At 45.5% G+C, this 17,739-nt stretch carries 19 protein-coding genes; 2 read left to right on the forward strand and 17 right to left on the reverse strand.

The window, feature by feature from the left end; all coding sequences use genetic code 11:
- Positions 1–10 precede the first annotated feature (10 nt).
- The 15 genes from gatA to NSS82_RS30885 form a co-directional block, all read right to left on the reverse strand.
- On the reverse strand, positions 11–1,468 hold the full coding sequence (gene gatA / locus NSS82_RS30815; protein ID WP_076273601.1) for an Asp-tRNA(Asn)/Glu-tRNA(Gln) amidotransferase subunit GatA: 1,458 nt from the start codon (positions 1,466–1,468) through the stop codon (positions 11–13).
- Positions 1,469–1,495: 27 nt separating this feature from the next.
- The gene (gene gatC / locus NSS82_RS30820; RefSeq protein WP_036680166.1) at positions 1,496–1,783 is read right to left on the reverse strand and encodes an Asp-tRNA(Asn)/Glu-tRNA(Gln) amidotransferase subunit GatC; all 288 of its coding nucleotides are present in this window, start codon (positions 1,781–1,783) and stop codon (positions 1,496–1,498) included.
- Positions 1,784–1,939: 156 nt separating this feature from the next.
- Positions 1,940–3,112, reverse strand: coding sequence for a DUF4179 domain-containing protein (locus NSS82_RS30825; protein ID WP_076273602.1), 1,173 nt, complete (start codon positions 3,110–3,112; stop codon positions 1,940–1,942).
- A gap of 24 nt (positions 3,113–3,136) precedes the next feature.
- The gene (locus tag NSS82_RS30830) at positions 3,137–3,634 is read right to left on the reverse strand and encodes a sigma-70 family RNA polymerase sigma factor (RefSeq protein WP_036680329.1); all 498 of its coding nucleotides are present in this window, start codon (positions 3,632–3,634) and stop codon (positions 3,137–3,139) included.
- A gap of 256 nt (positions 3,635–3,890) precedes the next feature.
- Complete coding sequence (locus NSS82_RS30835; protein ID WP_036680170.1) at positions 3,891–4,274, reverse strand: hypothetical protein; 384 nt, start codon at positions 4,272–4,274, stop codon at positions 3,891–3,893.
- A gap of 147 nt (positions 4,275–4,421) precedes the next feature.
- Positions 4,422–5,192 carry an ABC transporter permease subunit gene (locus tag NSS82_RS30840; protein WP_076104199.1) on the reverse strand — a complete coding sequence of 257 codons (771 nt, stop codon included), beginning with the start codon at positions 5,190–5,192 and terminating at the stop codon, positions 4,422–4,424.
- A complete protein-coding gene (locus NSS82_RS30845; RefSeq protein WP_256718588.1) occupies positions 5,189–6,085 on the reverse strand; it encodes an ABC transporter ATP-binding protein in 897 nt (298 codons plus the stop codon). The genes NSS82_RS30840 and NSS82_RS30845 overlap by 4 nt, the downstream gene beginning before the upstream one ends.
- A gap of 17 nt (positions 6,086–6,102) precedes the next feature.
- Complete coding sequence (locus tag NSS82_RS30850) at positions 6,103–6,294, reverse strand: PLDc N-terminal domain-containing protein (RefSeq protein ID WP_036680175.1); 192 nt, start codon at positions 6,292–6,294, stop codon at positions 6,103–6,105.
- Positions 6,295–6,346: 52 nt separating this feature from the next.
- Positions 6,347–6,562, reverse strand: coding sequence for a hypothetical protein (locus NSS82_RS30855; RefSeq protein ID WP_036680176.1), 216 nt, complete (start codon positions 6,560–6,562; stop codon positions 6,347–6,349).
- Positions 6,559–6,888 (reverse strand): YxlC family protein, encoded by a 330-nt coding sequence (locus tag NSS82_RS30860; RefSeq protein WP_036680177.1) that lies wholly within the window; start codon positions 6,886–6,888, stop codon positions 6,559–6,561. The genes NSS82_RS30855 and NSS82_RS30860 overlap by 4 nt, the downstream gene beginning before the upstream one ends.
- Positions 6,875–7,420, reverse strand: coding sequence for an RNA polymerase sigma factor SigY (gene sigY, locus NSS82_RS30865; RefSeq protein WP_076273604.1), 546 nt, complete (start codon positions 7,418–7,420; stop codon positions 6,875–6,877). Before sigY ends, NSS82_RS30860 begins: the two co-directional genes overlap by 14 nt.
- Before the next feature lie 545 nt (positions 7,421–7,965).
- A complete protein-coding gene (locus NSS82_RS30870; RefSeq protein WP_076100951.1) occupies positions 7,966–8,595 on the reverse strand; it encodes an MBL fold metallo-hydrolase in 630 nt (209 codons plus the stop codon).
- A gap of 4 nt (positions 8,596–8,599) precedes the next feature.
- Positions 8,600–9,166 (reverse strand): thioredoxin family protein, encoded by a 567-nt coding sequence (locus NSS82_RS30875; protein WP_038573311.1) that lies wholly within the window; start codon positions 9,164–9,166, stop codon positions 8,600–8,602.
- Entirely contained in the window at positions 9,163–9,777 is a 615-nt protein-coding gene (locus tag NSS82_RS30880) for a DedA family protein (protein WP_036680184.1), read from the reverse strand. The genes NSS82_RS30875 and NSS82_RS30880 overlap by 4 nt, the downstream gene beginning before the upstream one ends.
- A 350-nt stretch (positions 9,778–10,127) precedes the next feature.
- Complete coding sequence (locus tag NSS82_RS30885; RefSeq protein WP_076100948.1) at positions 10,128–10,886, reverse strand: glucose 1-dehydrogenase; 759 nt, start codon at positions 10,884–10,886, stop codon at positions 10,128–10,130.
- A gap of 216 nt (positions 10,887–11,102) precedes the next feature.
- Here NSS82_RS30885 and NSS82_RS30890 point away from each other — a divergent pair, with 216 nt between their 5' ends.
- The gene (locus tag NSS82_RS30890) at positions 11,103–11,441 is read left to right on the forward strand and encodes an autorepressor SdpR family transcription factor (protein ID WP_051491108.1); all 339 of its coding nucleotides are present in this window, start codon (positions 11,103–11,105) and stop codon (positions 11,439–11,441) included.
- Complete coding sequence (locus NSS82_RS30895; RefSeq protein ID WP_076104198.1) at positions 11,441–12,097, forward strand: SdpI family protein; 657 nt, start codon at positions 11,441–11,443, stop codon at positions 12,095–12,097. Before NSS82_RS30890 ends, NSS82_RS30895 begins: the two co-directional genes overlap by 1 nt.
- Here NSS82_RS30895 and NSS82_RS30900 read toward each other — a convergent pair.
- Both NSS82_RS30900 and NSS82_RS30905 read right to left on the reverse strand, forming a co-directional pair.
- A complete protein-coding gene (locus tag NSS82_RS30900; RefSeq protein ID WP_076273605.1) occupies positions 12,086–14,686 on the reverse strand; it encodes an O-antigen ligase family protein in 2,601 nt (866 codons plus the stop codon). The two genes, NSS82_RS30895 and NSS82_RS30900, sit on opposite strands and share 12 nt — an antisense overlap.
- 1,851 nt (positions 14,687–16,537) lie before the next feature.
- On the reverse strand, positions 16,538–17,728 hold the full coding sequence (locus NSS82_RS30905) for a class I SAM-dependent methyltransferase (RefSeq protein ID WP_081386663.1): 1,191 nt from the start codon (positions 17,726–17,728) through the stop codon (positions 16,538–16,540).
- Positions 17,729–17,739: the final 11 nt, after the last annotated feature.

The following is a 17,739-nucleotide window of genomic DNA, read 5'->3' on the forward strand; positions in this document are numbered from 1 at the left end:
CCCTCCTTTACTACAGCTGTGGACGCTGCTTGTGATGATCTGTATTTTGTTCAAAAGCATGAGCGACACGCAGAATTGTGCTCTCGTCAAATTCCTTACCGATAATTTGCAGACCTACAGGCATGCCTTCCGCAAAACCACAAGGAACACTCACGGCCGGAATACCCGCCAAGCTTACAGGAATCGTGAGAATATCGTTCAGATACATGGTCAGCGGATCTTCAGTCTGTGAACCCAATTTGAATGCTGTCGTTGGCGCTGTTGGGCCGATGACCACATCATATTTTTTAAAGATGTCATCAAAGTCCTGTTTAATCAAAGTACGCACCTTCTGTGCTTTTAAATAGTAAGCATCGTAATACCCGGAGCTGAGTGCATAAGTACCCAACATAATACGACGTTTGACCTCAGGTCCAAAGCCGCGGCTGCGGGAATTAAGATATAGATCAAGCAATCCTCCGCCTTCATCTACACGTGCGCCATAACGCACACCGTCAAAACGCGCGAGGTTAGATGAAGCTTCCGAAGAGGACAGCAAATAATAAGCTGCTACTGCGTATTCCGTATGTGGTAATGAAACTTCCTCCCAGACAGCACCCATTCCTTCTAACACTTTAAGTGCAGACAAAACTGTCTCACGCACAGAAGCATCAACACCTGCTCCCAGGTATTCCTTAGGAACAGCAATGCGAAGTCCGGAAACATCACCAGTAAGTGAACTCAAATAATCAGGAATTTCTACTTTAGCCGAAGTAGAGTCTTGGGCATCATAACCGGCAATTGCTTGAAGCACATAGGCAGAATCCTCTACATTACGTGTTAATGGTCCAATCTGATCTAGTGAGGAAGCAAAGGCTACCAGCCCGTAACGTGATACAAGACCATAAGTAGGTTTGAGACCTACAACACCACAATAGGAAGCTGGCTGGCGGATGGAACCCCCAGTATCCGAACCTAGTGAGAAGAACACTTCGCCCGTAGCTACTGCTGCAGCAGATCCGCCACTGGAACCGCCGGGCACACGCTCTAAATCCCAAGGATTGCGTACAGGACCAAAGCTTGAGTTCTCATTAGATCCGCCCATTGCGAATTCATCCATATTTAATTTACCGATCGTTACGGCATCTGCCTGCTGCAGTTTAGAAGCTACAGTAGCGTTATAAATCGGCTGGAAATCGCTCAAAAATTGGCTGGCACAGGTCGTGCGCAGGCCTTTAGTTACAATATTATCCTTAATTCCGGCAGGAAGACCAAACAGCAACCCACGTGCTGCTCCGGATGCCAGTTTGTCGTCCAAAGCGCGTGCTGTCGCGCGTGCGCCCTCCTCGTTCAAGGTCAAAAATGCATTTACGTTCTTATCCCGCTCAGCGATAATCGCCAGCGATTCTTCAGTCAGTTCACTGACCGATACTTCTTTAGCAGTTAACATGCGGTGTACTTCAGGCAATCGATTTTGAAACAGGCTCAAGATTCTTCCCCCTCTCTAATTATGTAGTTATTCCAAAACAGCTGGAACCTTGAAATGTCCGTCTTCATCATCTGGAGCGTTAAGAAGTGCTTCCTCTTGCGTAAGGCTATCCTTCACAACATCCTCCCGCATTACATTGCTGACTTGCAGCACATGCGTGGTCGGCTTTACATTCTCCGTATCTAGCTCATTTAATTTCTCGGCATATTGTAAAATAGCATTCATTTGTTCTGTAAAGGTTGCCTCTTCTTCCGGGCTCAGCTGCAGACGAGCCAGCTTGGCCACATGCTGCACATCTTTAACGGTAATGCTCATAAGAAAAATCCCTCCTGTTTAAAGGGCTAAAGCGCCCGGATAACGTTTTTAATTATATTGTAGAAGCTTGGACAATTCAATGATGGGCTGTAAAACAAACGCTCCTTTATCAAAGTGAAGGAGATTCCTACACATTTTAAAGGAGCGTATCGTTCATCAATATATAGGGATTGTCATTTCCAGCTGCGGAATATATTCGACTGCCGGGTATCCATTATTGTCTAGCAAATTTCGTTTTCCACTACCCTCTCCAGTATATTTGTAGAAAAAGGTTTTGATTGTCAGTGCTTTTACATCCTTGGGCAGCGGTACAATATTAACATCCTCTTTAAGACTATAATGGATTGTGTCATCTATCTTTTTCGAATCCGACCAACCATTGCTGCCGTTTACATATTGCAACAGGTTACCTTTATCATCATAGACTTCATAATTTAATGCCAGGTTATTGGTATCTGTCAGATAAGTATAAGGAATACCCTCGAGGGCTACAGCACTCATCCGTATTTGTGTAGTTGCCGGAGTCTGTGTAATCTTCTCCACTGTGGTCGTTACATCATTGTAAGTTTGACTGATTCCGGGTTGCTGAACAATATTATGACTCGTATCCTTTTTTACAGGAATTTCAATTTGAAAATCATCATCGATTCCGGACAGACGACCTTTTACTGTCATTTGGAACTGCTCTGGTAAAGTAATGCCTCCCTCATCATAGGATTTCTCTGAAAATTGCAAAATCAACGATTGTTCATCTACTCCCGGAGAAAGGATAAGGCCAATATTGTGTTTAAAAGAATCCTCTTCTTCCTCCCCAGCAGCGTTTAAAGGCTGTCCATCAATAAATACCTGCAAATCCTGAATGTCTCCACTGAATACTCCCTCTTCATCTTCACCTTCAAGTTTCAACGCTACAGAAAGCCGTGTGCCGTCATATATAACTTCATTAGCACGGATAATAACATCTTGAACCTGATCACTGGTATCAACTGCAGTCGTTAAGCCTTGGCGACTCGCCGCTTGAAGTCCCATATCACCTGCGAGCTCAAAAATACTATTGACTAACGGAATACGTTCCAGCGACCTAGCCAATGCGGGAGAAGTAAAGCCGCCTCCAAGCACGATAACCCCCAAAACAAGAGCTGCCCCGAAGCCAAGCGCTGTCCTCTTAACATTACGAAATTCGTGCGTGGATCTCTTTATCTTCACATGATCCAGCATTGTATACGTATCCTCTTGACGTTGGCGAATCATAGAGGGAAGCTCATTTGCCGGGAGGATGTCCATATCTTTCAAAAGCAATTCAAGCTCTTGCGCTGTTCTCTTCTTCATCTGTTCCATCCTTTCTAAATATCATTAGAATCCATTCAATAAGTTTTTTCTTGCTCTGTAGAGGCGCGATTTGACTGCCGTTTCGGAAATATTCAGAAGATCGGCAATTTGCTTAACGGGCATGTCCTGAAAATAATGCAGCGATATCACGGTCTGGAGCGAAGTATCCAATCGTTCTACTGCTTCCCGCAGCTCAATTTTCTCATATTCTGCACCGGAGGAATGGCATTCCAAAGCAGTAAGGGGATCTCCAAACTCCACAATATTTGTCCGCTTGCGTTGGAGCTTATGACATTCGTTTATAAGGATGCGAAGCATCCATGTCTTGAAAAATTCTGGTTGCCGCAATCCATGGATAGACCGGTAAGCCTTTAGGGTGGCTTCCTGCATGGCATCTGCACATTCCTCGTCCCTGCCCAAAATAGATCGGGCCATGCCGTACATTTCAGGTTCAATCTGCCGGCATAGCTGGATAAACGCTTCTTTATCGCCATTTCTCGCTTTTTGAACAGCGGTTATCATCTTCACTTGAGGTTCTCCTTTATTTAAGTTAAAACGCCTATACCGCAGATCTGCATTCTCGTATTCGGCTCTCAATAATTTAGATACATAAAACAGGAGATTGGTTGTATACCAAAAAAATAAAAAACAAACTTTCGAAAACTATAAAGAAGGAATAAAAGAAAAGATTTTGAAAATGATGTGTAAATTCAGAGGATTAATGTGGGGGAAATACTTTTTATGACAAAACAAAAAAGCCGGCTTGCGCCGGCCTTCCTTAAATCCAAGCTCTAAGATTCACTTGTTTGATGAAATCCGCTTGGGACATGCTTTCGCTTGACGTTGATTCCGTCTCTTCTATATCCATATCTTCACCGTTCATCAAATGATGGAACAGCTTCTCATTGTACGTGGACAAAGCGTAATCAATCAACGCTTCATGCGTTGCTCTTTCAGCCTCAGCTACTAATAAATGTTCTTCCGCCTCAATGTCCTCAGCCGGAACATAAAAGTTCCTATTCGCCTCTGGTACACGAATAACATAGTCAAACGCATTATCGGGATTGCGGTCGTAAGCAATTAGGTAGCCGTATTCCCCGATAGGAAGACTCTGCTCGAAAGCGTCCGCAACAATGACAATCTTCTCTCCTAAACGCAGCATCGCCCTACCTCCTAACCCCAAAATCTTTCAAGATTTTGCTTGTTTCAACAGTCTACTAAAAAAAGATAGAACTGTCTAGTTGAAGGCTGGCCGATCCTACAAATTCTATGAAAATATACTATATTTAATAAAAACATAACTTAAGTTTCAAGCGGTTAAGTTATTCTTCCTTGTCAAAAGTGCAGCACCCACTAAACAAATCAAGATCAAAATAGCTGCTGAAAGATAGGGTCCAACCCTGAATCCTTCTCCAGCCATAAGGATTTCAGCCGACAACCCGGCAAGCCCCGCAGGTGCCCATTCAAACCATGAAGGCAATAAGCTTTGGCCTAATGATAATGCTGCCATTAGCACCAATGCTAAAAAAGCGGCAACTGGGGATTTTAAAAACCCACTAAACAACAACGTAGCTGATACAGCACATAACAGCCACAATCCATATACTCCAGCAGCTGCGATGACATCTCCCCAAGATAGTGAACCAATCAACTGCTCCGTGTAGTAAGCAGCGCCCGCTGCACCTAATCCTAGAGCAACGATCAACAGGGTCAGCTGTGCTGCCCATTTAGCGAACACTATTGCGGCTGGAGAAACCGGCCTTACCAGAATTAATTCCATAGTTCCGCTATAGCGCTCACCAGCTAAAACATTCATCGCGCCAAGCGCCAATACTAACATTCCGATCGTTCCGTACTGTCCCAAAGATTGCGCCATCACAGCTGCGGCACTCGGTATTTCATACCCCTCTAGGAGACCTGGAGGAACATCACCTGAAGCTTTTAATATTTCCGGCAAATAATAAGTAGTTAACGGCTGCATAATGCCTAATAGGATAAAAACGACAGGTATCCAGATTAACTTATAACTGCGAGCCATTTCGAGCATTTCTTTGCGATAAAGGACCCAGGCGCTTCTCATACTCCCACCACCTTCATAAATAAATCCTCTAACGTGGAAGAACCCGCTTCAAATTGCAGTAATGGAATTTCGAGCTGCACCGCTTCTTGCAGAATCGTCCAACGGGCCATGTCTACATCGTTGACATTAAAAATGGCATGATCTCCGAACAACTGAGTCTCCAGTACAAACGGTTTGGCAGCAAGAGACTCCAGCCACTGAATAGCTTTTTCTTGCTTCTCCGTACGTAAACGAATAACAGGAAGGCTGTATTGTGAACGAAGCTGTGATAAAGATCCCTTCTCAGCAATCAAGCCTTGATTCATTAAAATAATATCATCGCAAATTTCTTCTGCATCATGCAGCACATGTGTAGAGAAAACTACAGTTGTCTCCTCACGTATTTCCCGCACCAGTCCCATTACTTCTCTGCGGCCAATCGGATCAAGTGCAGATACAGGCTCATCAAGCAATAACAGACGAGGCCGATGCACAAGCGCCTGAGCCAGACCCAGCCGCTGTTTCATCCCGCCGGAGTATCCACCAATCCGGCGACGAGCATCACCTTTAAGCCCTACACGCTCGAGCGATTCCAATGCCCTGCTGGTTGCGTCTTTAGTTCCCATTCCACTAAGCTTTGCAGCGAAAACAACATACTCATGTCCAGTCATCCACCCATAAAAAGCTGGAGACTGTGGCACATATCCTAATCCTCTGCGATATTCGGCTCCAGGACGGCTCCCCTCAAATGAAATCATGCCAGAGGTGGGTTCAAGCAGCCCTGCCAGCATACGAAGTGTGGTCGTTTTCCCAGCACCGTTAGGCCCCAATAAAGCGACGCACCGTCCTTTCTCAATTTCAAAACTTATATCATTTACGGAAATATGCGCCCCATAGCTTTTGCGCAAATTCATAACTTGAAGGAGTGACATCAGACATCTTTCCTTCCTATTGTGAAATAAGCTACGCTACCTAATATATTTCCGCAAATAATGATAATAATCCACATCCATTTTGGGCCACGAACGTTATCCGCTTTGGCCAGTGATATCAGTCCAATAATTGCAAGCAAAGCCTGAAGAATAATTAACGGCATGATTAAACCCCATTTTACCTCTTCCATGAAGTACCACTCCTTGTAATAGGATGAAAGGAACGAGCTTCTTACTAAAGCTTTACAACTGCTTCTTCCTTCTACGTCGGTCAGGAAGTATGACAACGAGTAAGTAGACTAATGCTGGGGACGGAACTGTAGTAATCGCCCACAATCCCCAGAACCAAGCTTTTTTTCCGCGCCGTCTTGCATCCCGGAACAGTAAGGTCCCTTGCAGCATTAATGCTACTGCTATGCCAAACCACAACCAAAGAGGCACATCTTGTAGCTCATTCATTCTTGTACACCTTCTCTATTTCTTCTGATCCTGGCGATCCCTAAGCCACCCAGTCCTACAACAGGAATGATCGCCTGAATAATCCAATAGATCATGGGTGCAGAAGTGAGAATGGATAGAAATGCGCAGATCAGGATCAATGAGACCCCCCAGAATAACAGTAGTTCTTTACGTTCCCTTCTCTTTCTGTGCACAGCTGCATCAGCCATTAACCACTCCAGTTCCTGTAACGAAGGTGGGGTGATATCATCATATTGCGCATCCAAACGCTCAAGCTCTTCAGTAAGCTTGTGCAAATACAGTTCTGGCTCCTTATCCTTCTCCATCCTCCTTCAGCTCCTTTCGCAATTGGTTAAGACCAAGGGATACACGCGATTTGACCGTGCCTGAAGGAATTTGCATGATCACACCGATTTCTTCATAGCTATAGCCATAATAATGCTTCAGCAGCACAGCTACCCTCTGAGCAGAGGGTAGCTTGGAGATGGAATCGAGTACTTCACTCCATTCTTCCCCCCTGCTTTCAAACCGCCAACGAATCGAACGGGTGCCCTGGGCCTGTTGTTCCCGTTTCTTCCAATCTGCCTCACGTTTCCAGCGCCGCTTTCGATCGATGAATATTCTGGTAGCTATGGTGATTAACCAAGAGGAGAACGAAGAAGAACCGTTATAGGTATTGATTTTTTCCATACATCTGACCATCGTGTCCTGTACAAGATCCTCTGCCAGTAACGGGTCCATAGTCACTTTAAGTAAATATTTGAACAAAAAAGTATAATGTTCTCGCAGCAGTGAAGACAGTGCTGAAGTATCTCCCTGCTGTGCCTGCCTGATTTTCTCCAGCGCCTGATCGCTCATCTGCCCCTCCATTCAGGATTAGTTCTTATTTGTAATACGATTATGTATAGTGATTCGTTCATTCCGTTTTAATATTATTTTTTGAGCTCCCAGAGCTTACGCCGCCATGGCTGAAGCAATCCTGCTTCTGCTGGAAAATGCCAAAAAAGAGGCGTTCTTCTGGGCTCGCCTCCTGAAACCACTGGTATTCTCCCATCCTTATTCTCAGATTGTATGTCCCTGCGTTCTATGGAAGTACAAAAACCTCCCCTTCCAGAACATTCTGAAAAACATTGGCATTTACTGCTGCAAAAACTAGTCCATTTCTCCTTGGAGTCATACCATCCGTAATCCAACGGGTAATACATATTCTTCTCCAATCTATTTCCCCCCATGCTTTTAAACCTATATGTAGACAAAAAAAAGAACGCAAACCGGGATTAATTCCGCAGTCTGCGTGCTTCGCGAGGTTAATGTTACATTTAATTAACAATAGTGTAGTCCTTTTGTATCCCTTTGTCTATCAAAAATTCCCCGATTCTTGTCAGTTCTACTAGAATGACTGTTTATTGAGGAATATAAGGGTTACGAACTTTTTCAAAACCGATAGTTGTTCGTGAGCCGTGACCTGGATAAACCTTCACTTCATCATCCATTTTGTACAGCTTGCCACGAATAGAATCGAACAAATCACGTTCTCTGCCACCAGGCAAATCGGTGCGCCCAACTCCCATCTTAAACAGTACATCTCCAGAGAATAAATCATTCCCGCATAGGAAGCTGACACTGCCCGGAGAGTGCCCAGGTGTGTGGTACACCCGGAAGGTATGTCCGATGAATTGCAGAACTTGTCCTTCTGCCAGATCATACTCTGCAGGATCTGTAGTCAGAGGAGGCGAAATATCAGTCCACATCAATGAACCATTCAGCTTAGGGCTGCTGAGCCATTCACTTTCTAGTGGATGTAAATAAACAGGACATTTCTTAGCTTTACGAATTTCGTCTACGCCGCCCATATGGTCAAAGTGCGCATGCGTTAGCAAAATAGCCTCGATCTCCATCCCTTCGATACTCCGCACTAATGCCGCAGGATTCATGCCGGGATCAATAATGATTCCCTTCGTTGGATCCGCACCTGTCAGCAAGTATGCATTGGTCTGAAGCGGACCTAAATTAAACGAACGTATATTTAGCATCGGTCTAGAATCCGGAAATCAGACTACGCAGCTCTTTTGCGATAACTGCCTGTGATTCCGTTCCTTCCCCATAAGCATGCCCCATAGCCTTACGTACTTCTGCGATTTTGCTGTCGTAATCAGCAGCCTCACGATCAGGATTCTCACGTTTGAACTCTCTCATTAGGCTCTGCACATGCTCTGGACGAGGACCCCAATGTCCAAGCACGTATCCGCCGGTATCCGCAAAGATCACAATCGGAACAGATCTTCCGCCCATGGTCAAGAATTCATCCATAAGCTCCTGATTCTCTTCCAAAATGAATACCTCTGTCTTCATTCCGGCAGTCTCCAAAATACGGAAAACCGCAGGGACATTACGTACTACATCTCCACACCAATCAGCGGCAAGGATAAGTACCCGCAAATCGTCACGATGGTTCAGACTTTCGAAATATTCCTTGTCGCTCTCATCTTCCCAAGAAAACTTCTCATACCAGGATTCAAAAGCCTGCTGGTTCTTCGTCATGCTTTCTACAAATTGGCGCGGTGTAAGACCTTTTCCAAATTTATGAGCTACATTCGGTTTCATTTTGCAGTCCCTCTCTTCTTGGATTTAAACCACTTATACACAAAATAAATGATGATTAGTGCTAACGCTACAAGAATAATTTCGTTGGTGTACTTAGCTGCTACTTCGTCAATATCTTCCCACTTATTCCCCAATGTCATACCGAGATATACAAACAAAGCACTCCATGGAATAACAGCAAGTGTAGTCAATAAAGTGAACTTACCTAAAGGCATACGAGAAATCCCCGCTGGAACGGAAATGGCATGGCGAACAACGGGAATAAAGCGTGCCGTAAAGATTACGCCTGTCCCATATTTATTGAACCACTCTTCCGAATGATCAATATGCTTCTTTTGGATAAGAATATATTTCCCGTATTTCTCCAGTACAGGCCTGCCCCCATAACGGCCAATCCAATATACAAAGATCTGGGCAATCACTCCGCCTATCGTACCAAACAATACTGCGCCGAAAAAATTAATATCTCCACTCCATACCAAGAAACCACCGAAAGCCAATACAATTTCACTCGGAATAACTTCAATCATCAGTCCGATCATAATCCCAAAATAACCAAGACTCTGAATCCATTCAAATAATGTCGAGATCAGATCAGAAATAAAATGCAAACGTGCTCCTCCTCCCTTTTCCGCAGAATATGGCTACATGTATCAAGCTAATCGCCTTTGGCATCTTTATAAGACGCTAAGCGTTTAAGCGAGTGAAATATAAGAACATAAAAGCATAGATACTAATCTTATACTTTCTTATATTTTTAAAAGCTTTGCCGCTCTGCTATATTTTCCAGTTTCTCTTAGCCTATTCTAGCACAAGCAACCTTATCACTTCTACTTACGTGGCAAGCAGCTTCCATCTTCCAATCCACACTTAAAAAGAGTTTGAGTAACAGGCATAAACAAAAAAGGTGAACAAATTCCACCAATAAAGGGAAAATGAACACCTTTTTATCTGCGCTCAATTAATAAGCCATCCAACCGGCATCAGCCGTTATCACCGACCCATTCAAAAAGCTTGCAGCATCTGAAGCCAAAAATAAGGCTACCGAAGCAATCTCACTGCTTTCCCCTGTCCGTGGCATCGACGCCATTCCTTCGCCCGCTTTTTGACTCCCAAAAGGGCTTGGATCAGACAGATCAATATTTGTCTTTACCCCGCCCGGCGCTATGGCATTACAGCGAATTCCAAGCTTAGCGTATTGAAATCCTATATTTTTGGTCATCCCGATTACAGCATGTTTAGAGGAAGTATAAGCCACTCCCGCACGCGAGCCCGCTAAGCCGCCAATAGAGGCTACATTGATGATACATCCGCTTTCCTGTGCCATAAAAATCGGCAAAACCTTACGAATGGCTCTCATCGGACCGGTTACGTTGACCGCAAGCACCTGCTCCCACATGTCATCAGTGATCTCGTGCGCTGGCGTCATTTTATCCATAATACCGGCATTGTTAACAAGGATATGAAGGCCTCCAAACTGTGTGGTTGCGGCATCAATCATTCGCTGTGTGTCCTCTTCCTTCGAGACATCTGCCTTTACGGGATAGATAACTCCGTGTCCCTCACCCGTTTCTGCCTTTTTGGCCACCGCTTCTACATTGTCCAGATGGATATCCGCAGCAATCACTTTAGCCCCCTGTTGGGCAAAAAGAAGAGCAATCGCTTCTCCAATCCCCGATCCTGCACCTGTAACAATTGCGACTTTATTGGTTAGTATCATATATCTGCTCCTCTGCATCGTATGTTCGGTGCATCAAGGAATGCATGCCCATCGTTAGTATTAACAGGAGTCGGCTTTGGACGGCAGTTAATTTTAAAGATTCGGTGACACTTTTACACACGCTATTGCTAAGTGAATACTGCATTGACAGCTATGAAAGTGAAGAGCTATTATATATTTAGATAATTATTTAAATATCGAAAGGCAGGGTGGAATATGAATGAATCCTTTAAAGCACTAGCTGATCCTACCCGTCGCCAAATCATTCGGTTACTAAGGGAGAAAGATCGAACCGCAGGTGAAATCGCAGATTTTTTCAACATGTCTAAGCCAAGCATTTCTCACCATCTGAATGCGCTGAAGCATGCCGATCTGGTACAGGATGAGCGAAAAGGACAATTTATTATGTACTCGCTAAACACCACAGTCCTCGAAGAGGTTCTCGGTTGGTTATTGGAGCTCACTGGTACAGGTAAGCAAACGGAGACGGAGAGTAAATCGCTGGACGGAAAGCAGCAACGTCAGGATATCGATTCCAAAAAGGAGGCGGATTAATGATGAAAGATTTCAAATGGAGATGGCAGGATACCCTCATCGTAATATTAGGTTTAGCTACATTAGCCTACGCTCTGATCAATTACAGCAAGCTGCCGCAGGAGTTACCAGCACAGTTTGGAATTACGGGTAAGGTCAACAGATACTGGGACAAAAATATTGCTATTTTTGTGTTCGGAATCTTAGGGATTGTGCTCCCGCTAATCATGCAGTTCACACGCAGCATCGATCCTAAGCGGGAAAATTACAAAAAATTCGAAAACGCCTATGCCATGAGCAGACTTGCTATTGGGGTGCTTTTTAATCTAATGCTGGTGCTGTCGATTGCTTACGGTCTAGGTAAAGATATAAACGTTGGGAAGATCGCCATAGGAGCTGTCGGAATAATGTTTATTGCTCTCGGCAACTACATGCCACAGGTAAAAGATAATTACTTGTTTGGGGTTCGTACAGCCTGGACGCTCGCCAACCCCGAGGTATGGCGAAAAACACATCGCCTATCCGGGATAATGTGGATGATCGGTGGCCTACTTATTTTTGCAGGAGCCTTTTTGAGCGGAGCCTTGTCTCAGCTTCTTATTATTACGGCACTCGTACTTGCAATTATCGTGCCCATTCTCTACTCCTGGATGATTTCACGTCCGCTAAAATCGTAAAGCAAACATACTAAGCCGTCGACTCAAGTCGTCGGCTTGTTCTGTCATTCGGAACTCGCGGTCATTATGTTGCCCTCCTTTATTAGCCTCCTCTTCTGCCAACCTTCTATATTTCAAAAGAAGTTCATTCCCAGAGGCGACACAGATTAGGCCTTCCTTTCGATTTCCTTCTGCAAGCTTCTTTTGCCCCATAAGAAGCATCCCTTCAATCGCCTTCACCCACTTGGCATTGTTGTACTTATCCAGCCTAAGGCTCTGGCCTATCCAATATAACGCTGCCCCCGGATGGTCGCTGCTCATCCATCGTTCAGCCAGCTCCCAGCTTAAGCTGGCATTCTCGGGAGAATACAACAAACTCTGCCGAAGCAGACTTACGCTCTGTTCACCCGAGAGCAGCCTAGATAATACTATAGCCGTTCGAGGTGACTGGGGATTCCACGCCAGCGATTGCTCTAGCAACTCTACCTTCACCGAAGGACTCACCGATATAATCGCTTGTCGATAGAACTTCTCTCCTTGAGCGGCGTGAAAAGATAGCACCCCCAGCATAAGCGAAAAACAACATGCCGCAGTTCCGATTAGTCGGCGAAGACGGATTTGGGGCGGATTCTTGGATGTAGGGTAAACTATTAGCGGATTCGCTGGTGTAGTGACGTTGGTGAGCAGGTTCGTAGATGTAGAGTGAGCGATTAGCGGATTCACAGGTGTAGTGACATTGGTAAGGGGGGTCGTAGATATAGAGTTAGCGATTAGTGGATTCGCAGGTGCAGAGACATTGGTGAGCGGGTTCGTAGATGCGGATTGAACGATTAGTGGATTCGCAGGTGTAGTGACATTGGTGAGCGGGTTCGTGGATGTGGAGTGAGCGATTAGTGGATTCGCTGGTGTAGTGACATTGGTGAGCGGGTTCGTGGATGTGGAGTGAGTTGGCAGCTTGGTCTCAGACTGAGGGTGGGTTGGCGCAGATTGATGTTTCTGCTTATGCTCAGCCAGAGCAATCGCTGGCAGCCAGAATAGCAGCAGCCAAAATAATCCATAGCTCCAATCAAAATCGACGACGCTGTGCAAGACGATGACCAGAAACGGCGGCAGCAACCGCAGCGATTTAGTAGCCAGCAGCCAGCCTGCTGCCAACAGCATAAGGAGTATGGCTGCAAGACCAACGAATCCTAAGTTCAACAGGATGTCGAGGTATCCATTATGCACCTGGCTGCCTACATAAGGGCGAGATTGGGCGGCAAGGTATGAATGCCGCCAAGTCTCACCCCCACGTCCCAGCCAAGGTGCCTCTACCGCTAGCCGCCAGGCGTCGCGGTAGAACAGCCCGCGCGCGGATACCGTCGATGACGGTCCGGTGATCCGCTCGCGCACGTGCAGGAGGACGGCGATCCCCGCCGCCGTCCAACCTGCCGCCGCCAATGCCAGCATGGCGGCTCGGGCAGTGCCCGCCGCGCCGCGCTGGCATTGGCGGCGGCACAGCCATAGGCCGGCTAGCAGCGCGCCGGCCCAAAGCCCGGCCAGCAACAGCAGGCCGGGCACTGGCTCTACCGCCAACCCGGCACGGGCCAGTTGGCGGTAGAGTAGCGCCGCGGCGGCCACGGGCGCGGCGCCAGCAGCAAGAAGCGGCGCGATTAGCTGCCGCTTCCAGAGCAAGACGGCGGCGCAGGCGCAAGCCGCCGTCAGCCATGCGCCGCGCGACTCGGTGAGGAGCAGCGCGGCGGTGTACGGGAACAGCGGCAGCAAGCGCAGCAGCGCGGCGGTCGTGCTTCCCGCTTTTCCCTGCTCCGCTTCTACGCCTTCTTCCCCTCTGCTCCTCCGTTCCGCATCTGCGCACTCCATCCCCAGCCCAACACTTCTTGCCCCCAACATATTCGCGCTCTTTTTTGGATCCCCATAATAAACAGCAACAGCAAATAGCCGTTCCAGCAGAAAAACAGCCATCACAGCACCAAAAGCATTCGGATATTCCATCAATCCTGCTAATCTAACCCCTGTGGCGCTCACTTCTGCTGAATTACTGTAGGCCACAGCGAAAGGCAACTTTACCACTCCACACACAGCCAATAAAGCGCTCAGGCATAAAGTCATACCCAGCATAGACCAAGTTACATTTAAAATCCGGCGTCCCACCAGGTTCACCGCACAAAAACAAACCAATATTGCAAAGCTAGCATACAAGCCCCACCGCAGCATTTCATTCATAGTTCCCTGGGAAGAAAGTGGCCCGCACAACCAATGAATCACATAAAGCGATAGAATAATTAAAGGGACGCTTAATAATATTCTTAACGCCCTATTTTCTCCACTAACTTGACTAACTTCACTAACTTCACTAACCCCATTGACTCCCGTAAAACCTCTTACTGCACCTACTCCTCCCCCACTTTTTCTCCATGCACCAACCCCAACAAGATAATAAAGCGAGCACGCACAACACAGCACAAACCATAAGGTTAGAAAGGGATACATCTCATCAGTAAAAAACAATCCCCGCAACAAACAAGCACCCACCCCAGCCGCTATCACTAAGCCTCCACAAATATATGCAATTGATGATTCCAGACTCCAGTCTTTTTTAAAACGCCACATTTAGATACCCCTGTATTCGTTAATTTATCTCTATCCTTTCCACATTTCCCTTATACAAGACTAGAACGCAAAAAGACGATACCTCTCCACAAAGGAGCCGTACCGTCCTAACCATTAGATCGCACTAGCTGTACTATCCGAATTCTCATTCAAAAAAGCTATATAGTTGTAAAAAGTGCAACTACTCCCGTGCTTTCGCTGCTTACTTCCACTTTAATTGTACTTTCTGCAACTGTTTTTCGAGAATCCCGCCATATGCGGAGTATTGTTCGTTTTTAAGTGTACAAAGTGCAACTAAATCACTAAAACGCAGCTTCTGAGCATATTTAGTTGCACAAAGTACAACTAAACCAACTCGCCATTAGATCGCACTCGCTGTACCGTCCTCACCATTTGATCGCATTAGCCGTACCGTCCTCACCATTTGATCGCATTAGCTGCCTATCCGAATTCCCATTCAAAAAGGCTATATAGTTGTAAAAAGTACAACTAATCCCGTGCTTTCGCTGCTTACTTCCACTTTAATTGTACTTTCTGCAACTGTTTTTCGAGAATCCCGCTATATGGGGAGTATTGTTCGTTTTTAAGTGTACAAAGTGCAACTAAATCACTAAAACGCAGCTTCTGAGCATATTTAGTTGCACAAAGTACAACTAAACCAACTCGCCATTAGATCGCACTAGCTGCACCGTCCTCACCATTTGATCGCATTAGCCGTACCGTCCTCACCATTTGATCGCATTAGCCGTACCGTCCTCACCATTTGATCGCATTAGCTGCCTATCCGAATTTCCATCCAAAAAAGCTATATAGTTGTAAAAAGTGCAACTAATCCCGTGCTTTCGCTGCTTACTTCCACTTTAATTGTACTTTGTGCAACTGTTTTTCGAGAATCCCGCCATATGCAGAGTATTGTTCGTTTTTAAGTGCACAAAGTGCAACTAAATCACTAAAACGCAGCTTCTGAGCATATTTAGTTGCACAAAGTACAACTAAACCAACTCGCCATTAGATCGCACTCGCTGTACCGTCCTCACCATTTGATCGCATTAGCCGTACCGTCCTCACCATTTGATCGCATTAGCTGCCTATCCGAATTTCCATCCAAAAAAGCTATATAGTTGTAAAAAGTGCAACTACTCCCGTGCTTTCGCTGCTTACTTCCACTTTAATTGTACTTTGTGCAACTGTTTTTCGAGAATCCCGCCATATGCGGAGTATTGTTCGTTTTTAAGTGTACAAAGTACAACTAAATCACTAAAACGCAGCTTCTGAGCATATTTAGTTGCACAAAGTACAACTAAACCAACTCGCCATTAGATCGCACTAGCTGCATCGTCCTAACCATTTGATCACACTAACTGGAACGTCCTAACCATTTGATCGCATTAGCTGCCTATCCGAATTCCCATTCAAAAAGGCTATATAGTTGTAAAAAGTACAACTAATCCCGTGCTTTCGCTGCTTACTTCCACTTTAATTGTACTTTCTGCAACTGTTTTTCGAGAATCCCGCCATATGCGGAGTATTGTTCGTTTTTAAGTGTACAAAGTGCAACTAAATCACTAAAACGCAGCTTCTGAGCATATTTAGTTGCACAAAGTACAACTAAACCAACTCGCCATTAGATCACACTAGCCGTACCGTCCTAACCATTTGATCGCACTAGCTGTACCGTCCTAACCATTTGATCGCACTAGCTGTACTATCCAATTTCCCATTAAAAAAGCTATATAGTTGTAAAAAGTACAACTGATCGAATTAGCCTGCACCTATAAGTGCCCATTCTACAGTCCTACCGTTCTACCATTCTACAGTCCTACCGTTCTACGCTCTCTACCTTAATATCCTCTACCCTTCTACCGAACTCCCAGTGGGAAGCAGATCAGCGCATACGCGTTCGAGGTAGGGTTTTGCTCCCAGAAAATCGCGGAATGCGGTGTATTCGCGCCATTTGACGGAGTTGTCCCCGGCTGAACTCTTAACGGCACGAATCAAAATGTTCTTCGGCGTATTCTCCAGATCGATGAATTCCAGCAGCTGGCTGCTATAGCCCATCATGTCGAGCAATTTGGCGCGAATGGCATCTGTAGCCAAGGCAGAAAAACGCTCTTTCAGTATGCCATGCGAAAGCATAGGGCTCATTACTTCATTTTCGATTTGTGCGAATAATTCATGCTGGCAGCAAGGCACGGACAAAATAACAGACGCTCCCCAACGTACCGCTTTTTCAAGGGCAGCATCGGTAGCTGTGTCGCAAGCATGAAGTGTGATCACCATGTCTACTTGCTCCAGCTCATTGTACTCAGCAATGTCACCCACGAAGAACTTCAAGTGATCATAACCGATTTTGGCAGCAAGTTCGTTACAATGCTCAATCACATCTGCTTTTAAATCTAATCCAATGATATTAAGCTCCCGCTTCTTGCGAACGGTCAGATAGTGATACAGTGCAAAGGTCAAATATGATTTTCCACAACCAAAATCCACAATCGTCAAGGGTCGGCCGGTTGGCAGATCGGCAAGCACGTCCTCTACCATCTCCAGAAAACGATTGATCTGCCGAAATTTATCATATCTTTTGGCCAGCACTTTGCCTTCTTTGTTCATGATGCCAAGCTCCACCAGAAATGGCACAGGCTCTCCATCCTTCAGCACATAACGTTTGCGGCGATTGTGAGCTAGATCCGGCTCTTCTTTTTTACTTGGAGACTTAGTTAGGATTGATACTTTGAATTTTTTGCTAATAAGCACCTGATAATCGGCTTCTACTGTACACAACAAGCCTTGCCGATATGTTTCTCTAAATAAAAGAGATATCTCTTCCGCCGCCAATTCTGCGGGTACGTTGCGATGTTCTACCTTTGTACCAATATAGGACGCAAACTGATAATGCAGCTTACCCTTTAGTTCAACAGGTTTAACCTGCACCTTGGTACAATTTTCGCCTTTATAACGCACTTGACTTAGGGTAGCCGTAATCAAAGTACGGTCGTTAATTAGTTGTTCAATTAGAGCTGTTAAAGATTCCACAACGCACATCTCACTTTCGG

Origin of the sequence: Paenibacillus sp. FSL H7-0735, assembly GCF_038008505.1 — a bacterium.
Classification (GTDB): Bacteria; Bacillota; Bacilli; order Paenibacillales; family Paenibacillaceae; genus Paenibacillus_AQ; species Paenibacillus_AQ odorifer.